Origin of the sequence: Achromobacter aegrifaciens (assembly GCF_902859965.1) — a bacterium.
In the GTDB taxonomy this organism is placed as follows: domain Bacteria; phylum Pseudomonadota; class Gammaproteobacteria; order Burkholderiales; family Burkholderiaceae_B; genus Achromobacter; species Achromobacter aegrifaciens.
In genome coordinates this window covers 1290119-1308487 of sequence record NZ_CADIKO010000002.1, presented here as the reverse complement: position 1 = coordinate 1308487, position 18369 = coordinate 1290119, and the positions used below count along the sequence as shown (strand labels likewise).

The 18369-nt window shown below is 65.2% G+C and carries 20 protein-coding genes; 13 read left to right on the top strand and 7 right to left on the bottom strand.

Going from position 1 to position 18369, the window contains the following annotated elements:
• Positions 1-42: 42 nt before the first annotated feature.
• The 3 genes from HV793_RS17280 to HV793_RS17270 all read left to right on the top strand — a co-directional run bounded on the left by HV793_RS17280 (position 43) and on the right by HV793_RS17270 (position 2134).
• Positions 43-522 carry a VOC family protein gene (locus tag HV793_RS17280; RefSeq protein ID WP_054456268.1) on the top strand — a complete coding sequence of 160 codons (480 nt, stop codon included), beginning with the start codon at positions 43-45 and terminating at the stop codon, positions 520-522.
• A gap of 138 nt (positions 523-660) precedes the next feature.
• Positions 661-1326, top strand: a complete 666-nt coding sequence (locus HV793_RS17275) for a hypothetical protein (protein ID WP_125472362.1) — start codon at positions 661-663, stop codon at positions 1324-1326.
• 1 nt (position 1327) lies between these two features.
• Positions 1328-2134, top strand: a complete 807-nt coding sequence (locus HV793_RS17270) for a hypothetical protein (protein ID WP_175213653.1) — start codon at positions 1328-1330, stop codon at positions 2132-2134.
• A 21-nt stretch (positions 2135-2155) separates the two neighbouring features.
• On the opposite strand, the gene HV793_RS17265 is transcribed toward HV793_RS17270, so the two are convergent.
• Positions 2156-3091, bottom strand: coding sequence for a DNA/RNA non-specific endonuclease (locus tag HV793_RS17265; RefSeq protein WP_175213652.1), 936 nt, complete (start codon positions 3089-3091; stop codon positions 2156-2158).
• 243 nt (positions 3092-3334) lie between these two features.
• Between HV793_RS17265 and HV793_RS17260 the strand changes: the two genes are divergently transcribed.
• Positions 3335-4510 carry a GGDEF domain-containing protein gene (locus HV793_RS17260; protein ID WP_054456489.1) on the top strand — a complete coding sequence of 392 codons (1176 nt, stop codon included), beginning with the start codon at positions 3335-3337 and terminating at the stop codon, positions 4508-4510.
• Positions 4511-4526: 16 nt separating this feature from the next.
• Here the strand turns inward: HV793_RS17260 and HV793_RS17255 are convergent, their stop codons facing one another.
• Positions 4527-4931: a hypothetical protein gene (locus HV793_RS17255; RefSeq protein WP_175213651.1), complete on the bottom strand. Its 405-nt coding sequence runs from the start codon at positions 4929-4931 to the stop codon at positions 4527-4529.
• A 170-nt stretch (positions 4932-5101) separates the two neighbouring features.
• On the opposite strand from HV793_RS17255, the gene HV793_RS17250 reads away from it, so the two are divergent.
• Complete coding sequence (locus tag HV793_RS17250; protein WP_175213650.1) at positions 5102-5644, top strand: hypothetical protein; 543 nt, start codon at positions 5102-5104, stop codon at positions 5642-5644.
• 111 nt (positions 5645-5755) lie between these two features.
• The gene (locus tag HV793_RS17245; protein ID WP_175213649.1) at positions 5756-7669 is read left to right on the top strand and encodes a B12-binding domain-containing radical SAM protein; all 1914 of its coding nucleotides are present in this window, start codon (positions 5756-5758) and stop codon (positions 7667-7669) included.
• Between the two features lie 24 nt (positions 7670-7693).
• Here HV793_RS17245 and HV793_RS17240 read toward each other — a convergent pair whose 3' ends face one another.
• Positions 7694-9394, bottom strand: coding sequence for an NAD(P)H dependent flavin oxidoreductase family protein (locus tag HV793_RS17240; protein ID WP_175213648.1), 1701 nt, complete (start codon positions 9392-9394; stop codon positions 7694-7696).
• A 90-nt stretch (positions 9395-9484) separates the two neighbouring features.
• Between HV793_RS17240 and pdxR the strand changes: the two genes are divergently transcribed.
• Both pdxR and HV793_RS17230 read left to right on the top strand, forming a co-directional pair.
• Positions 9485-11512 carry a MocR-like pyridoxine biosynthesis transcription factor PdxR gene (pdxR, locus tag HV793_RS31245; RefSeq protein ID WP_175213647.1) on the top strand — a complete coding sequence of 676 codons (2028 nt, stop codon included), beginning with the start codon at positions 9485-9487 and terminating at the stop codon, positions 11510-11512.
• Entirely contained in the window at positions 11509-11925 is a 417-nt protein-coding gene (locus HV793_RS17230; RefSeq protein WP_119451287.1) for a VOC family protein, read from the top strand. The genes pdxR and HV793_RS17230 overlap by 4 nt, the downstream gene beginning before the upstream one ends.
• Positions 11926-11953: 28 nt before the next feature.
• Here the strand turns inward: HV793_RS17230 and HV793_RS17225 are convergent, their stop codons facing one another.
• The gene (locus tag HV793_RS17225) at positions 11954-12385 is read right to left on the bottom strand and encodes a VOC family protein (protein ID WP_054456277.1); all 432 of its coding nucleotides are present in this window, start codon (positions 12383-12385) and stop codon (positions 11954-11956) included.
• Positions 12386-12497: 112 nt separating this feature from the next.
• Complete coding sequence (locus tag HV793_RS17220; protein ID WP_175213646.1) at positions 12498-12836, bottom strand: hypothetical protein; 339 nt, start codon at positions 12834-12836, stop codon at positions 12498-12500.
• A 162-nt stretch (positions 12837-12998) separates the two neighbouring features.
• Here HV793_RS17220 and HV793_RS17215 point away from each other — a divergent pair, with 162 nt between their 5' ends.
• A complete protein-coding gene (locus HV793_RS17215; protein ID WP_054456279.1) occupies positions 12999-14144 on the top strand; it encodes an alpha-hydroxy acid oxidase in 1146 nt (381 codons plus the stop codon).
• A 253-nt stretch (positions 14145-14397) separates the two neighbouring features.
• Here the strand turns inward: HV793_RS17215 and HV793_RS17210 are convergent, their stop codons facing one another.
• Positions 14398-14913, bottom strand: coding sequence for a hypothetical protein (locus HV793_RS17210; RefSeq protein WP_244958661.1), 516 nt, complete (start codon positions 14911-14913; stop codon positions 14398-14400).
• Positions 14914-15079: 166 nt separating this feature from the next.
• On the opposite strand from HV793_RS17210, the gene HV793_RS17205 reads away from it, so the two are divergent.
• From HV793_RS17205 to HV793_RS17190, 4 genes are all read left to right on the top strand, one after another.
• Positions 15080-15463, top strand: a complete 384-nt coding sequence (locus tag HV793_RS17205; RefSeq protein WP_054456281.1) for a hypothetical protein — start codon at positions 15080-15082, stop codon at positions 15461-15463.
• A 247-nt stretch (positions 15464-15710) separates the two neighbouring features.
• A complete protein-coding gene (locus HV793_RS17200) occupies positions 15711-16355 on the top strand; it encodes a hypothetical protein (protein ID WP_175213645.1) in 645 nt (214 codons plus the stop codon).
• 67 nt (positions 16356-16422) lie between these two features.
• The gene (locus HV793_RS17195) at positions 16423-16803 is read left to right on the top strand and encodes a hypothetical protein (RefSeq protein ID WP_119451295.1); all 381 of its coding nucleotides are present in this window, start codon (positions 16423-16425) and stop codon (positions 16801-16803) included.
• A 45-nt stretch (positions 16804-16848) separates the two neighbouring features.
• Positions 16849-17421 (top strand): HD domain-containing protein, encoded by a 573-nt coding sequence (locus HV793_RS17190; RefSeq protein WP_125472351.1) that lies wholly within the window; start codon positions 16849-16851, stop codon positions 17419-17421.
• A 25-nt stretch (positions 17422-17446) separates the two neighbouring features.
• On the opposite strand, the gene HV793_RS17185 is transcribed toward HV793_RS17190, so the two are convergent.
• Positions 17447-18331 (bottom strand): DMT family transporter, encoded by an 885-nt coding sequence (locus HV793_RS17185; RefSeq protein ID WP_125472350.1) that lies wholly within the window; start codon positions 18329-18331, stop codon positions 17447-17449.
• Positions 18332-18369 lie beyond the last annotated feature (38 nt).

The following is an 18369-nucleotide window of genomic DNA, read 5'->3' as shown; positions in this document are numbered from 1 at the left end:
GCTCGCCGTCGTGCTTGCAAGGCTATCGGCAGGAGTATGAATATGACCAGCAAAAATACCGTCTGCCTCTGGTACGACCAGGATGCCCTGGAAGCCGCGCAGTTCTACGCCCGGACTTTTCCGGACAGCGCTGTGCGAAAGATTCTGCGCGCGCCGGGGGACTATCCTTCGGGCAAGCAGGGCGATGTGCTGACCGTCGAGTTCACGGTCGCGGGCATACCCTGCGTGGGCCTGAACGGCGGCCCGGCCTTCAAGCACAGCGAGGCCTTTTCCTTCCAGATTTCGACCGAAGACCAGGCCGAGACCGACCGCCTCTGGGACGCCATCATCGGCAACGGCGGCCAGGCCAGCGAATGCGGCTGGTGCCGGGACAAGTGGGGCCTGTCATGGCAGATCACGCCGCGCGTGCTGATCGAAGCGATCTCGGACCCCGATCCCGCCACAGCCAAGCGCGCGTTCGACGCGATGATGACGATGGGCAAGATCGATATCGCGGCCATTGAGGCGGCGCGGCGGGGGTAGGGGAGGATTCCTCCTTTTGGCTGATTCCCGCGGCAATGGCGCGATCTATCATGGATACACCGCACGCGGGCCGGCCATCTGCACGGCCAGTCCCTGGAGGCGGCGGCGTTTGCGCGATCATCCTCGGGGAGCTTTCCTATGGCCACGCTTGCGGTCCGCCTTATGGCGGCCATCGTGTCGGCCGGCATCGGCCACGCGGCGTTCGCGGGACCGGGGCAGGCCATTGAGGCCACCGGGAAGTCGCGTTCCTCGACTTCCTCGCGCGGCAATGCCGACGCCGCCATCGATGCGGCGCAACGCGCCCTGAGCGATTACCTGCGAGACTCCAGCCAGCAGGATGATGCGCTGCTGAACCAGGAGACGCAGGACCGGCTGCGGCAGCAATATGAAGATGCGCAGAACGCGGCGGCCAGGGCCCGGGCGAAACAGCAGGAAGCCGACTACCTGCGCAACCGCGACCGGATCAAGGAGCGCTATAGCACCGATCCCGCCCTGAACCCCTGGGGCAACAACGCCGCCAGCCGCGACAAGCCGCGCAATGCCCCCGCCGGCGCGCCGGATCCATCCCCTTCATCCAAGACCGCCGCCAAGGATCCTGGGCTCGATTACGCCGGCCAGGCCTGCGAGTATTTCACCCGCCCCTCGGATGCCGCGCATCTGAACTACTACAGCGAAGGTTCGACCGTCGTCTATGGCGGGCGGGTCTATCAATGCAAGGACGGACGTTGGGCGTACCGCTATCCCGATACGGTGCTGAGCGCGCGCGACCGCAGCCGGCTGTCGGCCACCCAACTGGAGAAGTGATATGGCATTGTTTGGTTCGGTGGCGGCGGCCGTGCTGGCCTCTTCGACCCTCGGCGCCCCGCTGGGCTTGGGTGACGGGAGAAGCGAAGCCTTGTTCAAGGCATATTCGGCTGCCCTGGACTTGGGGTTCCAGGCGATGGGACCCAGCATGAAGCGCGCGCTGGCGACGTATTGCCAGGACGGGCTGACCGTCGAGGGCTACTGCGTCTGGGTGGTGCAAGGGGTAATCATAGGCAGCCATCTCAATGGCAATTACGAGGACGTGCTGCGCTATGGAGACCGCTACGCCGCCGCAAGGCTGGCGGATCTGCGGTCCAGGCGTGAGCCACTGGGCGCCTGCCTGCCCGCGTACGTGAGCACGGTGAAGCCGGGCACGACCAGCACCTTGATCTCCTGGAGTTCCCCCGTGCCTTCCTTGGTCTACCTGGCCCAAGCCCGCCTCAAACGGCCTGCGACGGGCTCGTACTATCAGGCGTTCTATTGCGCGCGCCGCGCTCCGAACGAGCTGCTGGACGCTTATGATCCCCAGCATTCCAGCGTGCCGGCGAGCGAAGCCGAAGCAACCGTAGCCCGCAAGTTCGAATCAGAAATCCTGCGGCCGATGCGCGCGGCGAGCGAGCAGCTGCAAGCCGAACTCACGCGCTCCATCCACTCCGACAGCACGGCGCTTAGCCGCAATTTCCTGCAGACCGCGGTGCTGTACGGAAACGCCTACACCGCGTGCAGCCGAGCCCGCTTTCCGGCCAATCTTTGCGGCTATCTGAGCGCGGACCGCATCGAAGTCGAGTTCTACGAGTCCAAACTATGAGCGGGCCCGTCAGTCCGCGCATCAGCTGCCTGCCGGCAGCACCCGGATGCCCGTGCGCTTGACGAATTCCTCGTAACTGATCGGCGGCCCGGCCTTGGTGCTGGCGGCGTTGGCCTGCCAATGCACCCACGAGCGCCCGGTGGTCGCGTCATACACGACCTTGTAGATGTACGTGGGCACGGCCACGCCCGCGCCTATGGTCTTGGGCTTGTCGGCATAGATGGGACCGGTGAAAACGTAGACGTCGCCGGCGGCGCGCATCACGTACTTGCGCGTGTCCTGCTCGATGCTGCTCCAGGCGCCGCCGTTGTGAATCTGATCCTGCGGCACCATGTTGGCCAGCGAGAAGCTCTGCGCCATGGCTTCGGGCGTGGACATGTCGCCCGCCGGCGCCATGTGGCCGCGCGAATAACCGGAGCCGCGGTAGTCGTCCAGCTCGGCCCGTTCGGCGCGCGGCAGCCGCGCTTCGGCGTAGAACTTGTCGGTGCGGCGCTGCCCCTGGGCCTGGGTCAGCATCTGGCGATTCAGGCGTTCCGCCACGAACACCGGCGTCTTGGTCTGCCCGTCGTGCAGGATGGCGAAGGCCGAGAAGCACACCTCCCGCAGCTTCTGGCCGCCCGGGACTTCCGGCGGGCGCGAATGCGGAAAGAACTGCCGGCATTCGGCAAACATTGTTTGAACAGGCGCCCCTGTCCGCGCTGCGGTCGGCACCGCCGCGGGCGCCGCGGTCTGGCGCTGCTGCGGCCATCCCAGGCGCGTGATGACTTCCTGCACCGGCGCCGGGATCCGCCACTGCGGATTCAGCATATAGGTCGCCGCGCCGAAACTCGCCAGCGACGAGAACAGCAGGGCCTTCAGGAATCGGGGGAAGCGGCCGCTGGATCGGGAACCGGCCCGGGCCTTGGATCTGCTTGGGGGACTTCTCTTCTTGGAAGCGGGTGTCTTCGCGCGCGTCATTACTACCTGTGAGCTACTGCCCGATTGCAGTTGGCAATCGGCACCGCCACGAATTGTAGATGAGTGGCAAATTTGCCACTTGCACGGGATTCTTTCGTTTGAAGAGACGGCTGCGCGGTCCGGTGTTGCATGACGCGCAACCAAGTTGTGACAGGGGTTACGCTATGTTTCCATGACGCATTTCCCACGTAGAATCCTTGCTGGCTGCGGCGATTGCTGCGGCGCGATATCCACGCGTTGAAGATGTACGTCGATCTCCTCACCCTTTACTTCATCATCATCGGAACGCTGCTAGCCAGTGCAGGCCTGACGTTCTGGGAGCATCGGACCCACCCCAGCCGCAGCGGATCATTGCGCATCCTGGCGGCGGGCTTCGCCACGCTGGCCGTGGGCTGCACTGTCGCGCTGTTTCGCGCGAGGCTTCCCAGCCCGTTGGGCTCGGCCGTCGCCAATCTCATCGTCCTCAGCGGCTATCTCCTCATCATGAACGGCGCGGCCTCGTTGAGCGGCAGGCGCCATCGGGGCGCTTCCATCGGCTTGCTGGTCGTCATGGCGCTGATCTGGCTGGCGGCCGGCGCACAGTGGGAGGATCTCGTCTGGAAGTACATCAGCGCATTCCCGATCGCATTGGTCAGCGGCGTGACCGCTTGGGAACTGCTGCGGTGCCAGTCGCTCAGGTCGTTGACGCCGCTGCGCATTGCAACGGCGGCGGTAACCCTCCACGCACTGGTCTACGCCGCGCGCGCCTTCATCCTGCCCTGGTGGGTGGCGGAGCACGGGCCGGCCATACACCTGACCGCCAGCACCCTTACCATGTACGAAGGCGTGCTGTATTCCATCGTGCTGCCGATGACGCTGCTCAAGCTGATCCGCGAAGAGACCCACGGCCAGCTGTTGCGAGAGTCGCAGACGGACTATCTGACCCGCCTGGGCAACCGCCGCTGGTTCTTCGAGCAGGGCGCACGCATCATCGAGGGTGGAGCAGGGCGCGGGCCGGTTGCGGTGCTGGCCTTCGATCTGGACCAGTTCAAGGCCATCAACGACAGGTACGGCCATCAGACGGGCGATCAGGTGTTGAAATTTTTCGCCGACAGCGCGCGTTGCGTGTTGGGCGACGACGTGTTGCTTGCGCGCATCGGTGGCGAAGAGTTCGCCGCCCTTTTGGCCGGTCCCGACGCGCGCCGCGCAACGGTGCTGGGCGCGGCCGTGGCTCAACGCTTTTCCGTAACGGTGTCCGGCCGGGACGACAGTCTGGGCATACCGGCCACGGTCAGCGTCGGGTTGGCGCAATTCGAGGACAAGGTTCCGCCCTTGGCCGACGCGCTGGCCGCGGCCGACCGGGCGCTGTATCAGGCCAAGGCGCTGGGCGGGAATAGGGTGGAGCTGGCGGGTGCCGCCGCAAGCGCGGTGAACTGCTGACCGCAACTGGCCCGGATCAGGTCCGGCGTCGCGACCGCGGCCTGGGCGCCACCCCCATCCGCGAATCCCGCGCCAGCGCAAGCTGCGCCAACCGCGCCGCGATTGTCTCGAAGTCCTCGTCGGTCTGGGGCAGGTACAGCCATTTCCCCAGCACGGGGTGCGGGCGCAGGGCGGGGAACTCCGCCAACAGCGCCTCGTGGCGTTCCTGCGAGGTGCAGACGAGCAGGCCGCTCCAGGGATCCTCGCGATCGGCGGCGACCAGGTACAGCAGGCCGTCCAGGTACGCCGCGTCGCAGCCAAACATCTTGCGGCGCAGGTAGCCGGCATCGCGCTCCAGGGGTTCCAGGATCCAGAGCAGCGAATTGAGGCGGACGTTCCGTTGTTTTGGGGGCGGGGCGAATGGGTCTGATCGGTTGGGCATGAGGTGACGCCAGGCGGGACGGGTTGCGGCGGGAATCCAAGAATAATGGTAATAATGGTGCCGGATTAAAGTTTCCACTCCAAGGGGATAGCGTGCATTGCTCTAGATGCGGAGCCGCCCACAAGGGCAAAAATAGCGTATGCGACGAATGCGCAAGAGTGCTGGGCAACATGCCCAGCAAGAGCATCTTCGCACGGGACACCGGCAGTTTTGCGGCGGACGAGACGCCGCCCGCTGCGACGAGCCCGCAGCCCGCCGCCAGTGCGCCAGCTGCCGCGGCCTCTCGCGGCAGCTGGGCTGAAGCATTCCAGCGTTACCACGTTGCGCCCCTGCGGCTGCGCGGCAAGCCCGTCAAGACGGTCTGGCTGTTGGCAGCCGGCGCGGCAGGCTTGACGCTCACCGCCCTGGGCGTCTATGCCTGGGGGATGTCGGCGTGGTGGTTCATCCTGATTTTCCTGAGCCTCGTCAGCCTGGAGACGGGGCGTGATCTGAAACGCAAGCGTTATTCGCGGTTTTTAATGATGTGCAACCTGGAAGCCAATCGCGCCGGCGAGGTTTTCTACACCGAGATTGGCGGCCAGTGCCCGGCATGCAATGGCGAATTGAAGCTCCGGGAGATCGGTCCGAAGCGCGACAAGAAGACGACGGCGGTGTGCAGCGTGAATGGCAGCCACCGCTGGCAATTCGATCCCCGCGTGCTCGGCGATCTTTGACGCCTGCGTCCGGCGCAACCCGGCGGTCGTTCCCTGACAGCCGGGTCCGGTTCCGCCGCGCTGCCTATAATGGCCCCGATCCCCGCTTTGACGGCAATCTTGCCGTGCTTCATGTCCTCTCTGCCTTTACGCGTGCTGTCGGTCATCCCGCCGATGACGCAGCTCAATACTCCGTATCCGTCCACCGCCTACCTGACCGGCTTTCTGCGGTCGCGCGAGGTGACCTCGTTCCAGGAAGATCTGGCGCTGGCCCTGGTGCTGCGCCTGCTGTCGGCCGACGGCCTGCGCGCCGTGGCGGAAGGCGTTGCTGCCTTGCCGGCGAACAAGCACAGTCCCGCGGTCCAGTCCTTCGTGGCGCAGCAGGCGCGCTATCTGGCGACCATCGGGCCTGTGATCGCCTTCCTGCAGGGCCGCGATTCGACGTTGGCGCACCGCATCGTCGGCCGCCATTTCCTGCCCGAGGGGCCGCGCTTCAGTTCGCTGGACGTGTATCTGGACGAAGACGGCGGCGATCCGCTGGGCTGGGCCTTCGGCGCCCTGGGCCTGCATGACCGCGCCAAGCACCTGGCGACGCTGTACCTGAACGACCTGGCCGATGTGCTGCGGGACGCGGTGGATCCGCGTTTCGAGTTCGTGCGCTACGCCGAATCGCTGGCGGGCAGCCAGCCCACCTTCGATCCGCTGGCCCAGGCGCTGGCGGCGCCGCCCACGCTGGTGGACGACATGCTGCGCAGCCTGACTTCGGAAGCGCTGGCCCGCCACACGCCCACCGTGGTGCTCCTGTCCGTGCCGTTCCCCGGCGCGGTCTATGCCGCATTCCGCATCGCCCAGACCATCAAGGCGCACGATCCCGGCATCGTCACCGTGCTGGGCGGCGGCTTCGTCAATACCGAACTGCGCGAACTGAAAGACCCGCGGGTCTTCGATTATTTCGACTACGTGACCCTGGACGCGGGCGAGCGTCCCTTGCTGTCGCTCCTGGAGCATCTGCAGGGCAAGCGCTCGCGCCAGCGCCTGGTGCGCACCTTCCTGCGCGACGCGGATACGGGCGCGGTGCGCTACGTCAACATGGTCGAACCCGACATCGCCTTTGCCGAGGTGGGTACGCCCACCTGGGATGGGCTGCCGCTGGACCGCTACCTGTCGCTGCTGGACATGCTGAATCCCATGAACCGGCTGTGGAGCGACGGGCGCTGGAACAAGCTGACCGTGGCGCATGGCTGTTATTGGAAGAAATGCAGCTTCTGCGACGTCAGCCTGGACTACATCGGCCGCTACGAAGGCGCATCCGCCGCGGTGCTGGCCGACCGCATCGAGGCCATCGTGCGCGAAACCGGGCAGACCGGTTTCCACTTTGTCGACGAGGCCGCGCCGCCCAAGTCGCTCAAGGCGCTTGCGACCGAACTGATCGCGCGCGATACCGGTATTTCGTGGTGGGGCAACATCCGTTTCGAAAAGACCTTCAGCCCCGAGCTTTGCGAACTGCTGGCCGACAGCGGCTGCATTGCGGTGTCGGGCGGCCTTGAGGTCGCCTCGGACCGCCTGCTGAACCTGATGAAGAAGGGCGTCTCGGTCGACCAGGTGGCACGGGTCACGCGCGCCTTCACGGACGCCGGCATCCTGGTGCATGCCTACCTGATGTACGGCTTTCCCACGCAGACCGTGCAGGACACCGTGGACGCGCTGGAGTACGTGCGGCAACTGTTCGACAACGGCTGCATCCAGAGCGGCTTTTTCCACCGGTTCGCCTGTACGGTGCATTCACCGGTGGGACAGAACCCCGAGGAATACGGCGTTACCCTCAAGCCCCTGCCGCCGATCACCTTCGCCAAGAACGACGTCGGCTTCCATGACCCTACCGGCGTGGATCACGATGCGCTCGGCCGTGCGCTGAAGAAGGCCATCTACAACTACATGCACGGCATCGGGCTGGACGAGGACGTGCGCAGCTGGTTCCCGTTCCATGTGCCGAAGACCACCGTGTCGAAGCACCGGATCAGCCGGGCACTGAGCCAGCGGGGGTAAGGCGCGGGCTTCGCGCCCGCCGCGCTAGCGCAGCAACACGTCCTCGTAGAACGCGCCCATCGGCCGCTCTGCATCCCGCACCTGGATCTCCAGTACCCAGATGCCGTCGGCGGGTACGAAGTCCGCCTGCGCCAGCAGATGTTTGCCGTACAGCGCATGCGGAAAATCCGATACCCGGTGCCCGGGAATCTCGCGCACCAGTTCGCAGCCCAGCTCGCGCGCATATTCCGAGGCGCGGTCGTACAGGGCGGCGCCCGTCAGGCCTTCCAGCCACGCCAGGCGGGCGCGCCGGAAGACCTCGCGCGCGGCTTCGGCGCAGCGCAGGCGGTCTGCATCGGCGCCCAGCACGAAGGTGTCGCCATAGTCGCCCTCATGGCCGTCCCACACCGGGCCGATGTCCAGCACGAAGATGTCATGTTCCTGCAGCTTGCGGTCATAGTCGGTGCGCTGGATGGGCGGGGACTGCGTATCCGGGCCGAAGCGCACATAGGTCGGGTGCCAGTTGTTGGATGCACCCATCCGGCGCAAGTGCTCGTCCGCCACGGCGATGGCCTCGCGCGTGGTCATGCCGGGGCGCATCAGCGCGGCGATTTCCGCCACCGCCTGCATGGAGCGCTGGCGCGCGTCGAGGATGCCTGCGAGCGTGTAGCGCGGACTGAGGCGCTCCCAGGGATGCGCCTCGCGCCGCGGCGCGGCGCCGGCCGTGCCTCCCGCCGCGGGGTGGAAGGCCTCGGACCGGTAGCGGTCGGCGGGCAGGCCGGCCGCCAGCAGCCGGTCGCGGGCCGCCTGCACCATTGCCGGATTGCCGCAGGCGTAGACCAGGCTGCGTGACCAGTCGTGGTCCGCGGAGATGGCTGCGTCCTGCACGTGGCGGGGCTGGCCATCTGTGCGATCGGCCTGGGACAGCACCGCATGCCACTGGAACCCGTCGCCCTTGCCCTGCAAGGCATCCAGCATCTGCCCGGCGTAGCAATCGTCCGGCGTGCGTCCGCCCCAGTACAAGGTCACCGTCTTCAGCGCGCGGCTTTGCAGCGCTGCCATAAGGATGGGAGCCACGCCCGCATAGCCCGTGCCGGTGGCCAGCAGCACCAGGTGGTCGATGCCGGCAGGCATCTCCGCAGGCCAGGTGCAACTGCCTTGCGCGCCGTCCAGGGTCAGCATGTCGCCGGGCTGGAGGCCGGGCAGGATGCCATCGGTGAAGGCGCCGCCGGGCATGCGGCGGATGTGGAACTCCAGCCGGGCAGGCCCCGCCGCGCCGGGCGCATTCGCAATCGAGAAGTTGCGGCGGGCGCCGCCGTCCAGGATCAGTCGGGCATGTTGGCCGGGCAGGTAGCCGTAGTCGTCCTCGCCCTGCATTTCGACGATGAGCTGGGTGACGTCGGGGGCCAGCGGCAGGCGCGACGCGACGCGGGCGCGGCGCGGCGGACTGGGTTCTTCGGGGGCGCGCCAATGCGGGAAGCGCAGCGTCAGGTCGCTGGCGGCGCGGCACTGGCACATCAGCAGTTCGTCGCTGGCCGTCTGGTAGCCGCCGTCCGCGGGCGGCGCCATGCGTTCATAGCTGCCATCCATGACCACGGCGCGGCATGAGCCGCAGGCCCCGCGCTGACAGGAGAAGGGTACGGGTATGCCCTGGGCCAGTGCCGCCTCCAGGATCGAGGTCGTGCCGTCCGTGAAGAAGGGGCCGGTCTCCAGGGTGATGGTGTGGCAGGGCGTAGTGGCGGTCATGGCGGGTTCCAGGAAATTTGCCCCGCATGGGGCTCAGGCAGCCAATCTACCGATAGAATGGCTACATGAAATAGAGCCATTTCTCTCAATATGAACAAGCCACTTTCCGCAGGGCAGCCAGGAGCGAAACGCCAGGAAGCCAGCCTGGACCTGCCGATGGACGCCGCGCGGCCAGGGGAGTCCAAGCAGGCCTGGGTCTACCGCGAGATCCGCGAACGCATATTGAAGGGCGCGCTGCCGTCCGGCGCGCGCCTGCCGTCCACGCGCAGCCTGGCCGCGCGCTGGCACATTGCGCGCTCCACGGTCGAGGCTGCCTACGACCAATTGCGCAGCGAAGGCTATACCGCGGGCACGGTGGGTTCGGGCACATACGTGGCGGCGGTGATTCCGGACAACTTTTTCCGGGCGGGGTTGCCGGGCGAGAGTGCCGCAACGTCCAAGGCCCCGGAGCCGCGGCCGGCAACGCAAGCAGGCGAGCCGCAGCCCGCGCCCGCTGTCAGCCCGCCTGGGGCCGCGCCGCATATGGCCGCGATCTACGCGCCGTTGCAGCCCAACTCCCAGTTCTACTCCCGCAGCGCCGACGCCGCGCTCTTCCCCATGGAACGCTGGCGCAAGGGGCTGATGGCCAGCGCGCGGCGCGTCACGCCGGCCCAGCTTGCCAACGATGAACCGCAAGGCTGGCGCCCCTTGCGCGAGCAGATCGCCCGCTATCTGGGCGCGGCGCGCGGCATCAGCTGCGATCCGGAGCAGGTCATCGTCCTGGGCGGCATCCGCGACGGCCTGGACCTCTGCGGCCATCTCCTGCTGCAGCCGCAGGACAAGGTGCTGATCGAGGATCCGGGCTACCTGAATGCCGAACCGATCTTCGGCCAGTACACGCGGCACATCGTTCCCTTGGCCATCGATGCCGGCGGCTTTCCGGTTGCGCAGGCCCGGCGCCAGCGCGGCGTAAAGCTCGTGCACGTCACGCCCGCCCACCAGGCGCCTACCGGCGCCACCATGCCCGTGTCCCGCCGCCTGGAGCTGCTGGACTGGGCCGCGCAGGCCGGCTGCTGGATCGTCGAGGACGACTACGACAGCGAATTCAGCTACGACGGCGCGCCGCTGGCCGCCCTGAAAAGCCTGGATACGGCCGATCGCGTCATCCATTGCGGCAGCTTCAACAAGACCTTGTTCAACGCGCTGCGCATCGGCTATGCGGTGGTGCCCAAGGAATTGGCGCCCGCTTTCGTGCAGGCGCGCCGCCGCGCGGGGCGCTCGCCCAGCATCATCGAGCAAATGACGCTGGCGGCGTTCCTGCAGGACGGCAGTTTCGCGCGCCACGTGCGCAAGGCGCGCGGCGTGTACGCGCGCCGGCGCGACGCCGTGCTGCGCGCCTTGCGCCAGGCCGTCGGCAGCGATGCATTGCGCGTCGGTGGCGAACACGCCGGCTTTCATCTGCTGTGGTGGCTGCCCCCGGGCTGGGATGTGGCGCAGGCCGTGGCGGCGGCGCGGGCCGCGGGCGTGGGCATGCAGCCGGTGGCGGACTTCTGCCGTAAGGTGGAGCTGGCGTCGGGTGTGGTGGTGGGCTATAGCACGGTGCAGGAAGACGCCTTGCTGAAGCTGGGAACGCTGCTGGCACAAGCCGCGCCAGGCGCAGGCGCGCAGCAGGATCCGGGCTTGCTGCGCCGCCTGCTGCGCGTCAAGGACCGGATGGATGCGGCCTCGCACGAAGCCTGGCCGGTGGAGCGCCTGGCCGAGGTCAGCGGCATCTCCAAGGCCCATTTCGCGCACTCCTTCAAGCGCGCCTTCGGCCTGCCGCCGCACCGCTACCTGTTGACGCGGCGTATCGAACAAAGCGTGGCCATGCTGCGGGACACGGAGCAGAGCGTCACTGAAATCGCCTATGCGACCGGGTGGGAAAGCCTCGGCACCTATAGCCGCATTTTCCGCGACGTCACCGGGCTCAGCCCCAGCGCCATGCGGGTGCAGGCGCGGGCGGGGACGCCGCCACTGGACAGCATGCCCGGCTGCGTAGCGAAGGCCGCGCAGCGCCCCGACCTCAACATCGCTGTTTTGGAGAAGCGCCGCCGCGAGACCGACGGTAAATTTCCGCCATCAACCAAGGAGGTCTCATGAACTCAGGCATCAACGTGGCGGGTATATACGTGGACGATCAGGACGCGGCGCTGGCGTTCTACGTGGACAAGCTCGGATTCCGCGTCCATACGGACGTGCGCAACGGGCCGTACCGGTGGCTGACGGTCCAGCATCCGGACCAGCCCTCGTTTCAGCTCGGCCTGTTTGCGCCCGGCCCGCCCATCCACGACGAGGCCACGGCGCAGACGCTGCGTGCCATGGTCGCCAAAGGCGCGATGCCGCCTCTGGTCCTGCATGTGGCCGACTGCCGCGCAGACCATGCCCGGCTGCAGGCGTTGGGCGTCGAGTTCACGCAGGAACCCATCGAACGCTACGGTAGCGTGGACGCGGGCTTTCGCGATCCGGCGGGCAATGGCTGGAAGATGATCCAGGCGCCGCGGGGCGCGGCCTGACGTCCAGCCCCGGGCGCTGGCGGCGCGTTCAGTAGGTGATCCGCACCGAGGCCGCGCTGCGTTGGGCGCCCGCGCGGGTGACGGCTTCGATATTGTTGCCGTCCGGGTCCAGCACGAACGCGGCGTAGTAGCCGGCATGGTAGTTTGCGCGCTCGCCCGGCGGACCGTTATCCCGGCCGCCATGCGCCAACGCCGCCTGGTAGAAGGCATCTACCATGGCCCGGTCTTCCGCCTGGAACGCCAGATGGATGCGGCCGGTCAGTTCGCCCTGCACCTCGGCGCTGCCGCGCGAGGAAATGAACAGCTCGTCCGTCCAGAAGTCCGGGCCGTCGGAACCGCCGATGGGAATCTTCAACGCATTGAAGACCGCCGTGTAGAACGCCTTGCTGGCGGGCAGGTCGCGCACCACCAGCCCGATGTGATCGATCAAGCGGCCCTTATGTCGTTCTTTCTGCGCCATGAATCGCTCCCGGCTATGGCAGTGGGGGAAGAATCAGCGGTGTCAGACTACGCTTGCCGGCGCCATGTTTCAAGGCGCCGCGCAGCCACTTCGGGCGCGTGGCAATGAGGGCTCAGTCCTTGCCGGCCATGGCCCGCATGGGCTGGCAGGTCAGCTCCTTTTCTTCCTCCCCGAAATCCGCCATGTCCTTGCGCGCCTTGGCGTAGGCGCGCAGATACTCCGCATCGAACACCAGCGACGACACGCCGGACTCGCGCGTGGCGGACTGCTGCCGCTTCTTCAGGACCTCCAGCAGTTCGGGGGTCAGCACCTCGCAATACTCCATGATGGCGTGGATCTGGGCCAAGGAGGTGGCGCGCTCCAGGTTCTGTTGCGCCGAGACGGTTGCGGCGGGCAGCGACAGGACGGTGGCCGCGATCAGCGTGGCCGGTTTGAGCAGGAGGTGAGGCATTGCGGAGTACTTCCGTTCGTAGGGCGAAAGCCCGCATTTAACACGATCTGCGCTGGGGTCCATTTTGATGGCCTTGGAAATGTGGCTATCGGTCTACAATTCCTCCCGCTCCATCCGGGGGCTCAGGCTGTCTGCACGTGTAGTTTCGATAAAGGTCCACCCATGCGTCTGCATCAGTGCCAGAACTTCCACGACTTTCGCCGCATGGCCCGCCAGCGGCTGCCAGGCCCCATCTTCAATTACATCGACGGCGCCGCCGACGATGAAACCACCTACCGCCGCAACACCGCGGCCTTCGAATCCTGCGATCTGCTGCCCGACGTGCTGCGCGGCGTGGCGGAAGTGGACATGTCGGTGACCGTCATGGGCCAGAAGCTGGCGCTGCCGGTCTATTGCTCGCCCACCGCCTTGCAGCGGCTGTTCCATCATGACGGCGAACGCGCCGTGGCCGCCGCCGCGGGCAAGTTCGGCACCATGTTCGGCGTCTCCTCGCTGGGCACCGTCAGCCTGGAAGAAGCCCGCAAGATCAGCGGCGGCCCCCAGGTCTACCAGTTCTACTTCCACAAGGACCGCGGGCTGAACCGCGAAATGATGGCCCGCGCCAAGGAAGCCGGCGTGCAGGTCATGATGCTGACCGTGGACAGCATCACTGGCGGCAACCGCGAACGCGACAAGCGCACCGGCTTCGCCATTCCGTTCAGGCTCAATCTTGCCGGCATCGCGCAGTTCGCCATCAAGCCAGCCTGGGCGCTCAATTACCTAACCCACGAACGCTTCCGGCTGCCGCAGCTGGACACCCACGTCGACATGGGCGGCGGCGCCATGTCCATCAGCCGCTACTTCACCGACATGCTGGACCCGGCCATGACCTGGGACGATGTCGCCGCGATGGTGCAGGAATGGGGCGGGCAATTCTGCCTGAAGGGCGTGATGTCGGTGGAAGACGCCAGGCGCGCGGCCGACATCGGCTGCACCGGCATCGTGCTGTCCAACCACGGCGGCCGCCAATTGGACGGTTCGCGCAGCGCTTTCGACCAGCTCGCGGAAATCGTCGACGCGGTTGGCGACCGCATCGACGTGATGATGGACGGCGGCGTGCAGCGCGGCACTCATGTGCTCAAGGCGCTGGCGCTAGGCGCCAAGGCCGTGGGGCTGGGCCGCTACTACCTGTTTCCGCTGGCGGCCGCCGGCCGGCCGGGCGTGGAGCGGGCGCTGGAACTGATGCGGGTCGAGATCGAGCGGGCCATGAAGCTGATGGGGTGCAGGACCGTTGCTGAATTGCAGCGGCGGCACCTGCGGTTCCGCTGATCGTCTCTTCGCCGGTATTATCGGATGCGTTGAGACCACTTGAGTTTCCGATCGGTGAGGTCGCTGACAAACATGTCACCGTGCGGGCGTGGGTGCGATATTCTTTTGGAGATATCGTCTGCAAGGGGCCGTGGCGTCGCCAGAATGTGCAGATTGACGAAAACGATATGACCCGAGAACGAGCCTATCGTTGCGTCCTCGCGCAGCGTGGAGAACTTCTGGAATGGCGCGGCGGGCTTTACTCTCCCTTGATTTAGCGCTCCGGTCTTTCTTCCGGTTTAAGGCCGGCCGCCTGCAGACGCCAGGACGGAATGCGGTACTCGTACCACGCTTCCTCCAGAGTCTGATAGCGCTGAAACCATGGAGCCAGATGGTTTTCGACATCCGCCGCCAAGGTCGACAGCCAGTCCTTCAGGTCCTGAGCACTGCTGATCTTGAGCACCGCGCCGCTGCCCAGGGTCGGGTCCTGGATCAGCCCTTCTCGCGGTTTCAAATAGGCGCGGCGGTACATGCGCCCCTTGTTCCAGACTTCTGCCGGCACGTAAACCGGCCATTCCTTTTCATACGGAAACGACACGTAGACGCCCAAGGATACGTGCTGCGCATCGTCGAACGAGCCCTTGTAGCGGATCAGTTCCACGCCTTGCTGCAATTCGCCGCAGGCTCGCCACAGGCAACGCTTGCCCTTTTTCTTCCAGCCAGCGAACGCGGGCTGTGCGCGCAACAGCTCCATGACGCCTTGCTCCAGATCGGCCAGGGCTATCGGCATGCGAGCCTCCAGGGCTTGCGGGCAAACTTCTGGCTGCAGTATTGCGTAGGTGTGTTCATCGATCGTCCATGTGTGAACGCTTCAGGCTTCAACGGTGCGCAAGGTCGCAAGGTATCATGCGCAGGTTTTCACGGATTGACCTCCTTCACGGTCAGAAGGCTTTTCAATGAAAAAAAGCATTCCGCTGGTATTGCTGTCGTCCATGCTGCTGACGGCTTGCGGTCCCGACAAAATCATCGCCGATCTCCCTTCGCCTGGCGGAAAGTATCACGTCGAGGTCCGCAAATGCCCGCAGCGCGGGTCGCTGACCTGGGACGAGCAGACCCAGGTATCCGTGGTCGAGACCGGCGTGTCGGAAAAGTGCAATGCGTTCATCGTGGCGCTGACGCAGTTCCGGTCGTATACGCCTGATGAGCAACTGCAGCTTGAATGGATTTCCGATACGGAACTCAGGGCCTGGCATCCCGCGTTCGAACCGAAGAATGGCCCCTGGGCCAGCACGGTCAAGCAGGGCGCGCCGGTCAAGGTGATATTCGCGCCTAAGCGTTAATCGGAGGCCGGTCATACGGCGATCTGCCAGGGCCGTATCGTAAACGTGATAATTTGTTGCCCCGCTGGCGCAGTTGTTACTGCTTGAATCCGCGGCTTCCAGTGAATGCGAAGTATCCGCAGGCGTATGCCGGTGAATTACCGATTTTTTGCCCATCCGTGCAGTGCCATCTATGTTTGAATACGCTCCGTTTGCGCGCGAGGTTTGGCCCGCGGCAAAACCCATATTCGACGGAGCCTGATCCAGTATGTATTTCAGAGTTTTGGCCATGGGGCTGCTGATGGCCGGCGGCAATATTGCGCAGGCCGCCACCGTGCAGGAAGTCTTCAATGGAAAAATGCTGGGCAAGAGCCAGGCGCATTTCGAAACGATAGCCGGCGTGCCGCAGGAATCCTACGGCGACGATCGCGTGTTCGATGTGCAGGGTTGCCTGGTCACCGCGACGATCAAGTCGGGCAAGGTATCGGCGCTGAGCCTGGAACCTTCCGAAACCTGCAAGCCCGACCTCGCCAGCTTCATCGGCGAATATGCGCCCAAGCCTGGGCAGAAAATCACCCCCGCCGCCTTTGGCTCTGACCTGACGTATACGGCAGATTGCCTGACCGACTGCGGCAACGCCGCCGATCCCTGGGTGTACGCAAGCTGGACCGCGCCTCGCGCAGCCGGCGGCATGGAAATCATGCTGGGCTTTGTACAGGCCGGAGACCAAGCGCTGGATGCAGCCGAGAAATGGGCCACGCAGATGGAAAAGGCGGAAGGCAAGGATTACCTGCTCAATAACAAATTCAATTGCGACGCCCGCTACAACAGCGTCGCCGACGCAGCTTTCAAGAACGTGATCGCGACCAGCGTCAAGGTCGGGTTCGATCTGCCGAAGGAATCTTGCCGCTAGGCCGCACTGCGAGCTGCTGTCTTTGCAATCCACGGCCATGTCAGGCCGATCCCAGGGGAAAAAATAAATGAAGAAGCTAATCTTGACGGTTCTTGTGGCTCAACTGCTTGCCGGGTGCGCGGGTTCCCCGCTAGGCAATATGATCAACAATGAACGCCAGGAAACCAGGGCTGACATGATGCAATCGTGGGTTGGCGAAAGCGAAGAAAAGCTGGTTTCCAAATGGGGGCCGCCCACCAACAGCTATACCTTGTCCAACGGCGGCAAGATCATTTCGTACGAATACGTCCGTGGCATCATCAACAACACCATCTACCGATGCACGGAGAAGTTCAGGATTGATGACGGCACGGTCACCAAGTGGGGCCTTAGCTCCGGGTGCGACACAAGGATTCAAGACGGCGACCTGATATCGAAGGATATCCCCATTCCGCAGCCGACCTTGTGATGGCCGGCGAGGCCCATGGCTGCGCCACATTGGGTTGGAATTGAAATGAATATCGAGAACATCAAAGGCCGGCTGGCCTTTCTGCAGGAAGCCGAAAAACTCAAGAGCGTGCTGCGTAGCGGATTCACGTCCACCGGCCGCCCCGAAAGCACGGCTGAACACAGCTGGCGCCTGTGCCTGATGGCCATGGCCTTCGAAGACGAGTTGGCCGGCCTGGACATGCTCAAGGTTCTGAAGCTGTGTGTGCTGCACGATCTGGGCGAGGCCATCCATGGAGACGTACCCGCGATCGAGAAACACCATCATCCGGACAAGGCCAAACAGGAGAAAGCCGACCTGCTGCACCTGACCCGCTCCCTGGATGAGCAACAGCGCGCAGGAATCCTGGCGCTTTGGCAGGAATATGAGGATGCCGCCACGCCGGAAGCCAAAGCCGTCAAGGCCCTGGACAAGCTGGAAACCATCCTGCAGCACACGCAGGGTTTGAATCCGCCGGATTTCGACTATGGGTTCAATCTGACCTACGGCCAGAAGCACACCGACGCGGATCCTTTGTTTGCGCTGGTGCGCAGCATCCTGGACGAGAAGACGCGCGCCCGGATCAATCCAGAAACCTGAACGGTTTGATGCTCCAGAGGCAGAGTCAAGCGGCGCTCGCGCGCCGTTCATGCGTGCCGAACCAGACGCCCGATAACACCAGAACAAAAGCCCCCGTCAGGCGCCAGGTCAGCGGATACGAGCCGCTCAGCAGCTCGATCAATACTGCCGTGATCGGCGCCAGCGCCTGAAACGACATTACCCGGCTTGCCTCCAGGCGGCTCAGCGCCCACAGCAGGCAAAAATAGCCCACTGCGCTGGAAAGCCCGATGAACACCACGTTCGCCCATTGAAAGCCGGACAGGCTGGGCAGCAATGGCGCGCTTCGCGCCAGGCAGACGCCCGCCAGGAACAAGACCGACACCAGCATCGCCACCACGCTGACATACATGGATGGATAGCGACGCAGGTACGGACGATATAAAAGACTGCAAGCCGCGCCGATGAAGGTCGCGCCCAACAAGGCGGCCCATGCCCAGCCATCTGCGGCGCTGCCCACCGCGGCGGCAGAGGGTTGCAGCAATAGCGCAATCCCCGAGACCGCCACGACCGCGCCGATCAGCCGCGGCCAGCTGAACTGCTCGCGTCCCGTGGCAATCGCCAGGCACAGCGTTACCAGCGGCAGCGTGGAAAACACCAGCGCGCAAGTGGCGGCCGGCAGCCGGGCCAGCGCGTAGTTCAACAGCAATATCAGCATCGCGAATTGCAGTATGCCCAGGCCCGCCACCGCGCAGAAATCCTTGGCCGTGAACCGTACAGACCATCGCCGCAGCATGGGCGCGGCAAGCACGAGCGCCCCGATGGCATAACGCAGGAAAGCCAGCGTCTCGGGCGACACGTCGCTCGACACCGCGCGGGTGGACACCATCGCGGCCCCCACAAGCGCGCCTGTGACGGCGGCGGCGCATATGGCCTGGGCGCGTTCACTCATCGGAGTCGAGCCTGTCCGTGGAAACGGATTTGATCTGG

What these genes read in the sequence shown, in the direction of transcription:
- HV793_RS17280 (WP_054456268.1), top strand. Translation starts at nt 43, where the DNA reads ATGACCAGCAAAAATACCGTCTGCCTCTGGTACGACCAGGATGCCCTG.
- HV793_RS17275 (WP_125472362.1), top strand. Translation starts at nt 661, where the DNA reads ATGGCCACGCTTGCGGTCCGCCTTATGGCGGCCATCGTGTCGGCCGGC.
- HV793_RS17270 (WP_175213653.1), top strand. Translation starts at nt 1,328, where the DNA reads ATGGCATTGTTTGGTTCGGTGGCGGCGGCCGTGCTGGCCTCTTCGACC.
- HV793_RS17265 (WP_175213652.1), bottom strand. Translation starts at nt 3,091, where the DNA reads ATGACGCGCGCGAAGACACCCGCTTCCAAGAAGAGAAGTCCCCCAAGC.
- HV793_RS17260 (WP_054456489.1), top strand. Translation starts at nt 3,335, where the DNA reads ATGTACGTCGATCTCCTCACCCTTTACTTCATCATCATCGGAACGCTG.
- HV793_RS17255 (WP_175213651.1), bottom strand. Translation starts at nt 4,931, where the DNA reads ATGCCCAACCGATCAGACCCATTCGCCCCGCCCCCAAAACAACGGAAC.
- HV793_RS17250 (WP_175213650.1), top strand. Translation starts at nt 5,102, where the DNA reads ATGCCCAGCAAGAGCATCTTCGCACGGGACACCGGCAGTTTTGCGGCG.
- HV793_RS17245 (WP_175213649.1), top strand. Translation starts at nt 5,756, where the DNA reads ATGTCCTCTCTGCCTTTACGCGTGCTGTCGGTCATCCCGCCGATGACG.
- HV793_RS17240 (WP_175213648.1), bottom strand. Translation starts at nt 9,394, where the DNA reads ATGACCGCCACTACGCCCTGCCACACCATCACCCTGGAGACCGGCCCC.
- pdxR (WP_175213647.1), top strand. Translation starts at nt 9,485, where the DNA reads ATGAACAAGCCACTTTCCGCAGGGCAGCCAGGAGCGAAACGCCAGGAA.
- HV793_RS17230 (WP_119451287.1), top strand. Translation starts at nt 11,509, where the DNA reads ATGAACTCAGGCATCAACGTGGCGGGTATATACGTGGACGATCAGGAC.
- HV793_RS17225 (WP_054456277.1), bottom strand. Translation starts at nt 12,385, where the DNA reads ATGGCGCAGAAAGAACGACATAAGGGCCGCTTGATCGATCACATCGGG.
- HV793_RS17220 (WP_175213646.1), bottom strand. Translation starts at nt 12,836, where the DNA reads ATGCCTCACCTCCTGCTCAAACCGGCCACGCTGATCGCGGCCACCGTC.
- HV793_RS17215 (WP_054456279.1), top strand. Translation starts at nt 12,999, where the DNA reads ATGCGTCTGCATCAGTGCCAGAACTTCCACGACTTTCGCCGCATGGCC.
- HV793_RS17210 (WP_244958661.1), bottom strand. Translation starts at nt 14,913, where the DNA reads ATGCCGATAGCCCTGGCCGATCTGGAGCAAGGCGTCATGGAGCTGTTG.
- HV793_RS17205 (WP_054456281.1), top strand. Translation starts at nt 15,080, where the DNA reads ATGAAAAAAAGCATTCCGCTGGTATTGCTGTCGTCCATGCTGCTGACG.
- HV793_RS17200 (WP_175213645.1), top strand. Translation starts at nt 15,711, where the DNA reads ATGTATTTCAGAGTTTTGGCCATGGGGCTGCTGATGGCCGGCGGCAAT.
- HV793_RS17195 (WP_119451295.1), top strand. Translation starts at nt 16,423, where the DNA reads ATGAAGAAGCTAATCTTGACGGTTCTTGTGGCTCAACTGCTTGCCGGG.
- HV793_RS17190 (WP_125472351.1), top strand. Translation starts at nt 16,849, where the DNA reads ATGAATATCGAGAACATCAAAGGCCGGCTGGCCTTTCTGCAGGAAGCC.
- HV793_RS17185 (WP_125472350.1), bottom strand. Translation starts at nt 18,331, where the DNA reads ATGAGTGAACGCGCCCAGGCCATATGCGCCGCCGCCGTCACAGGCGCG.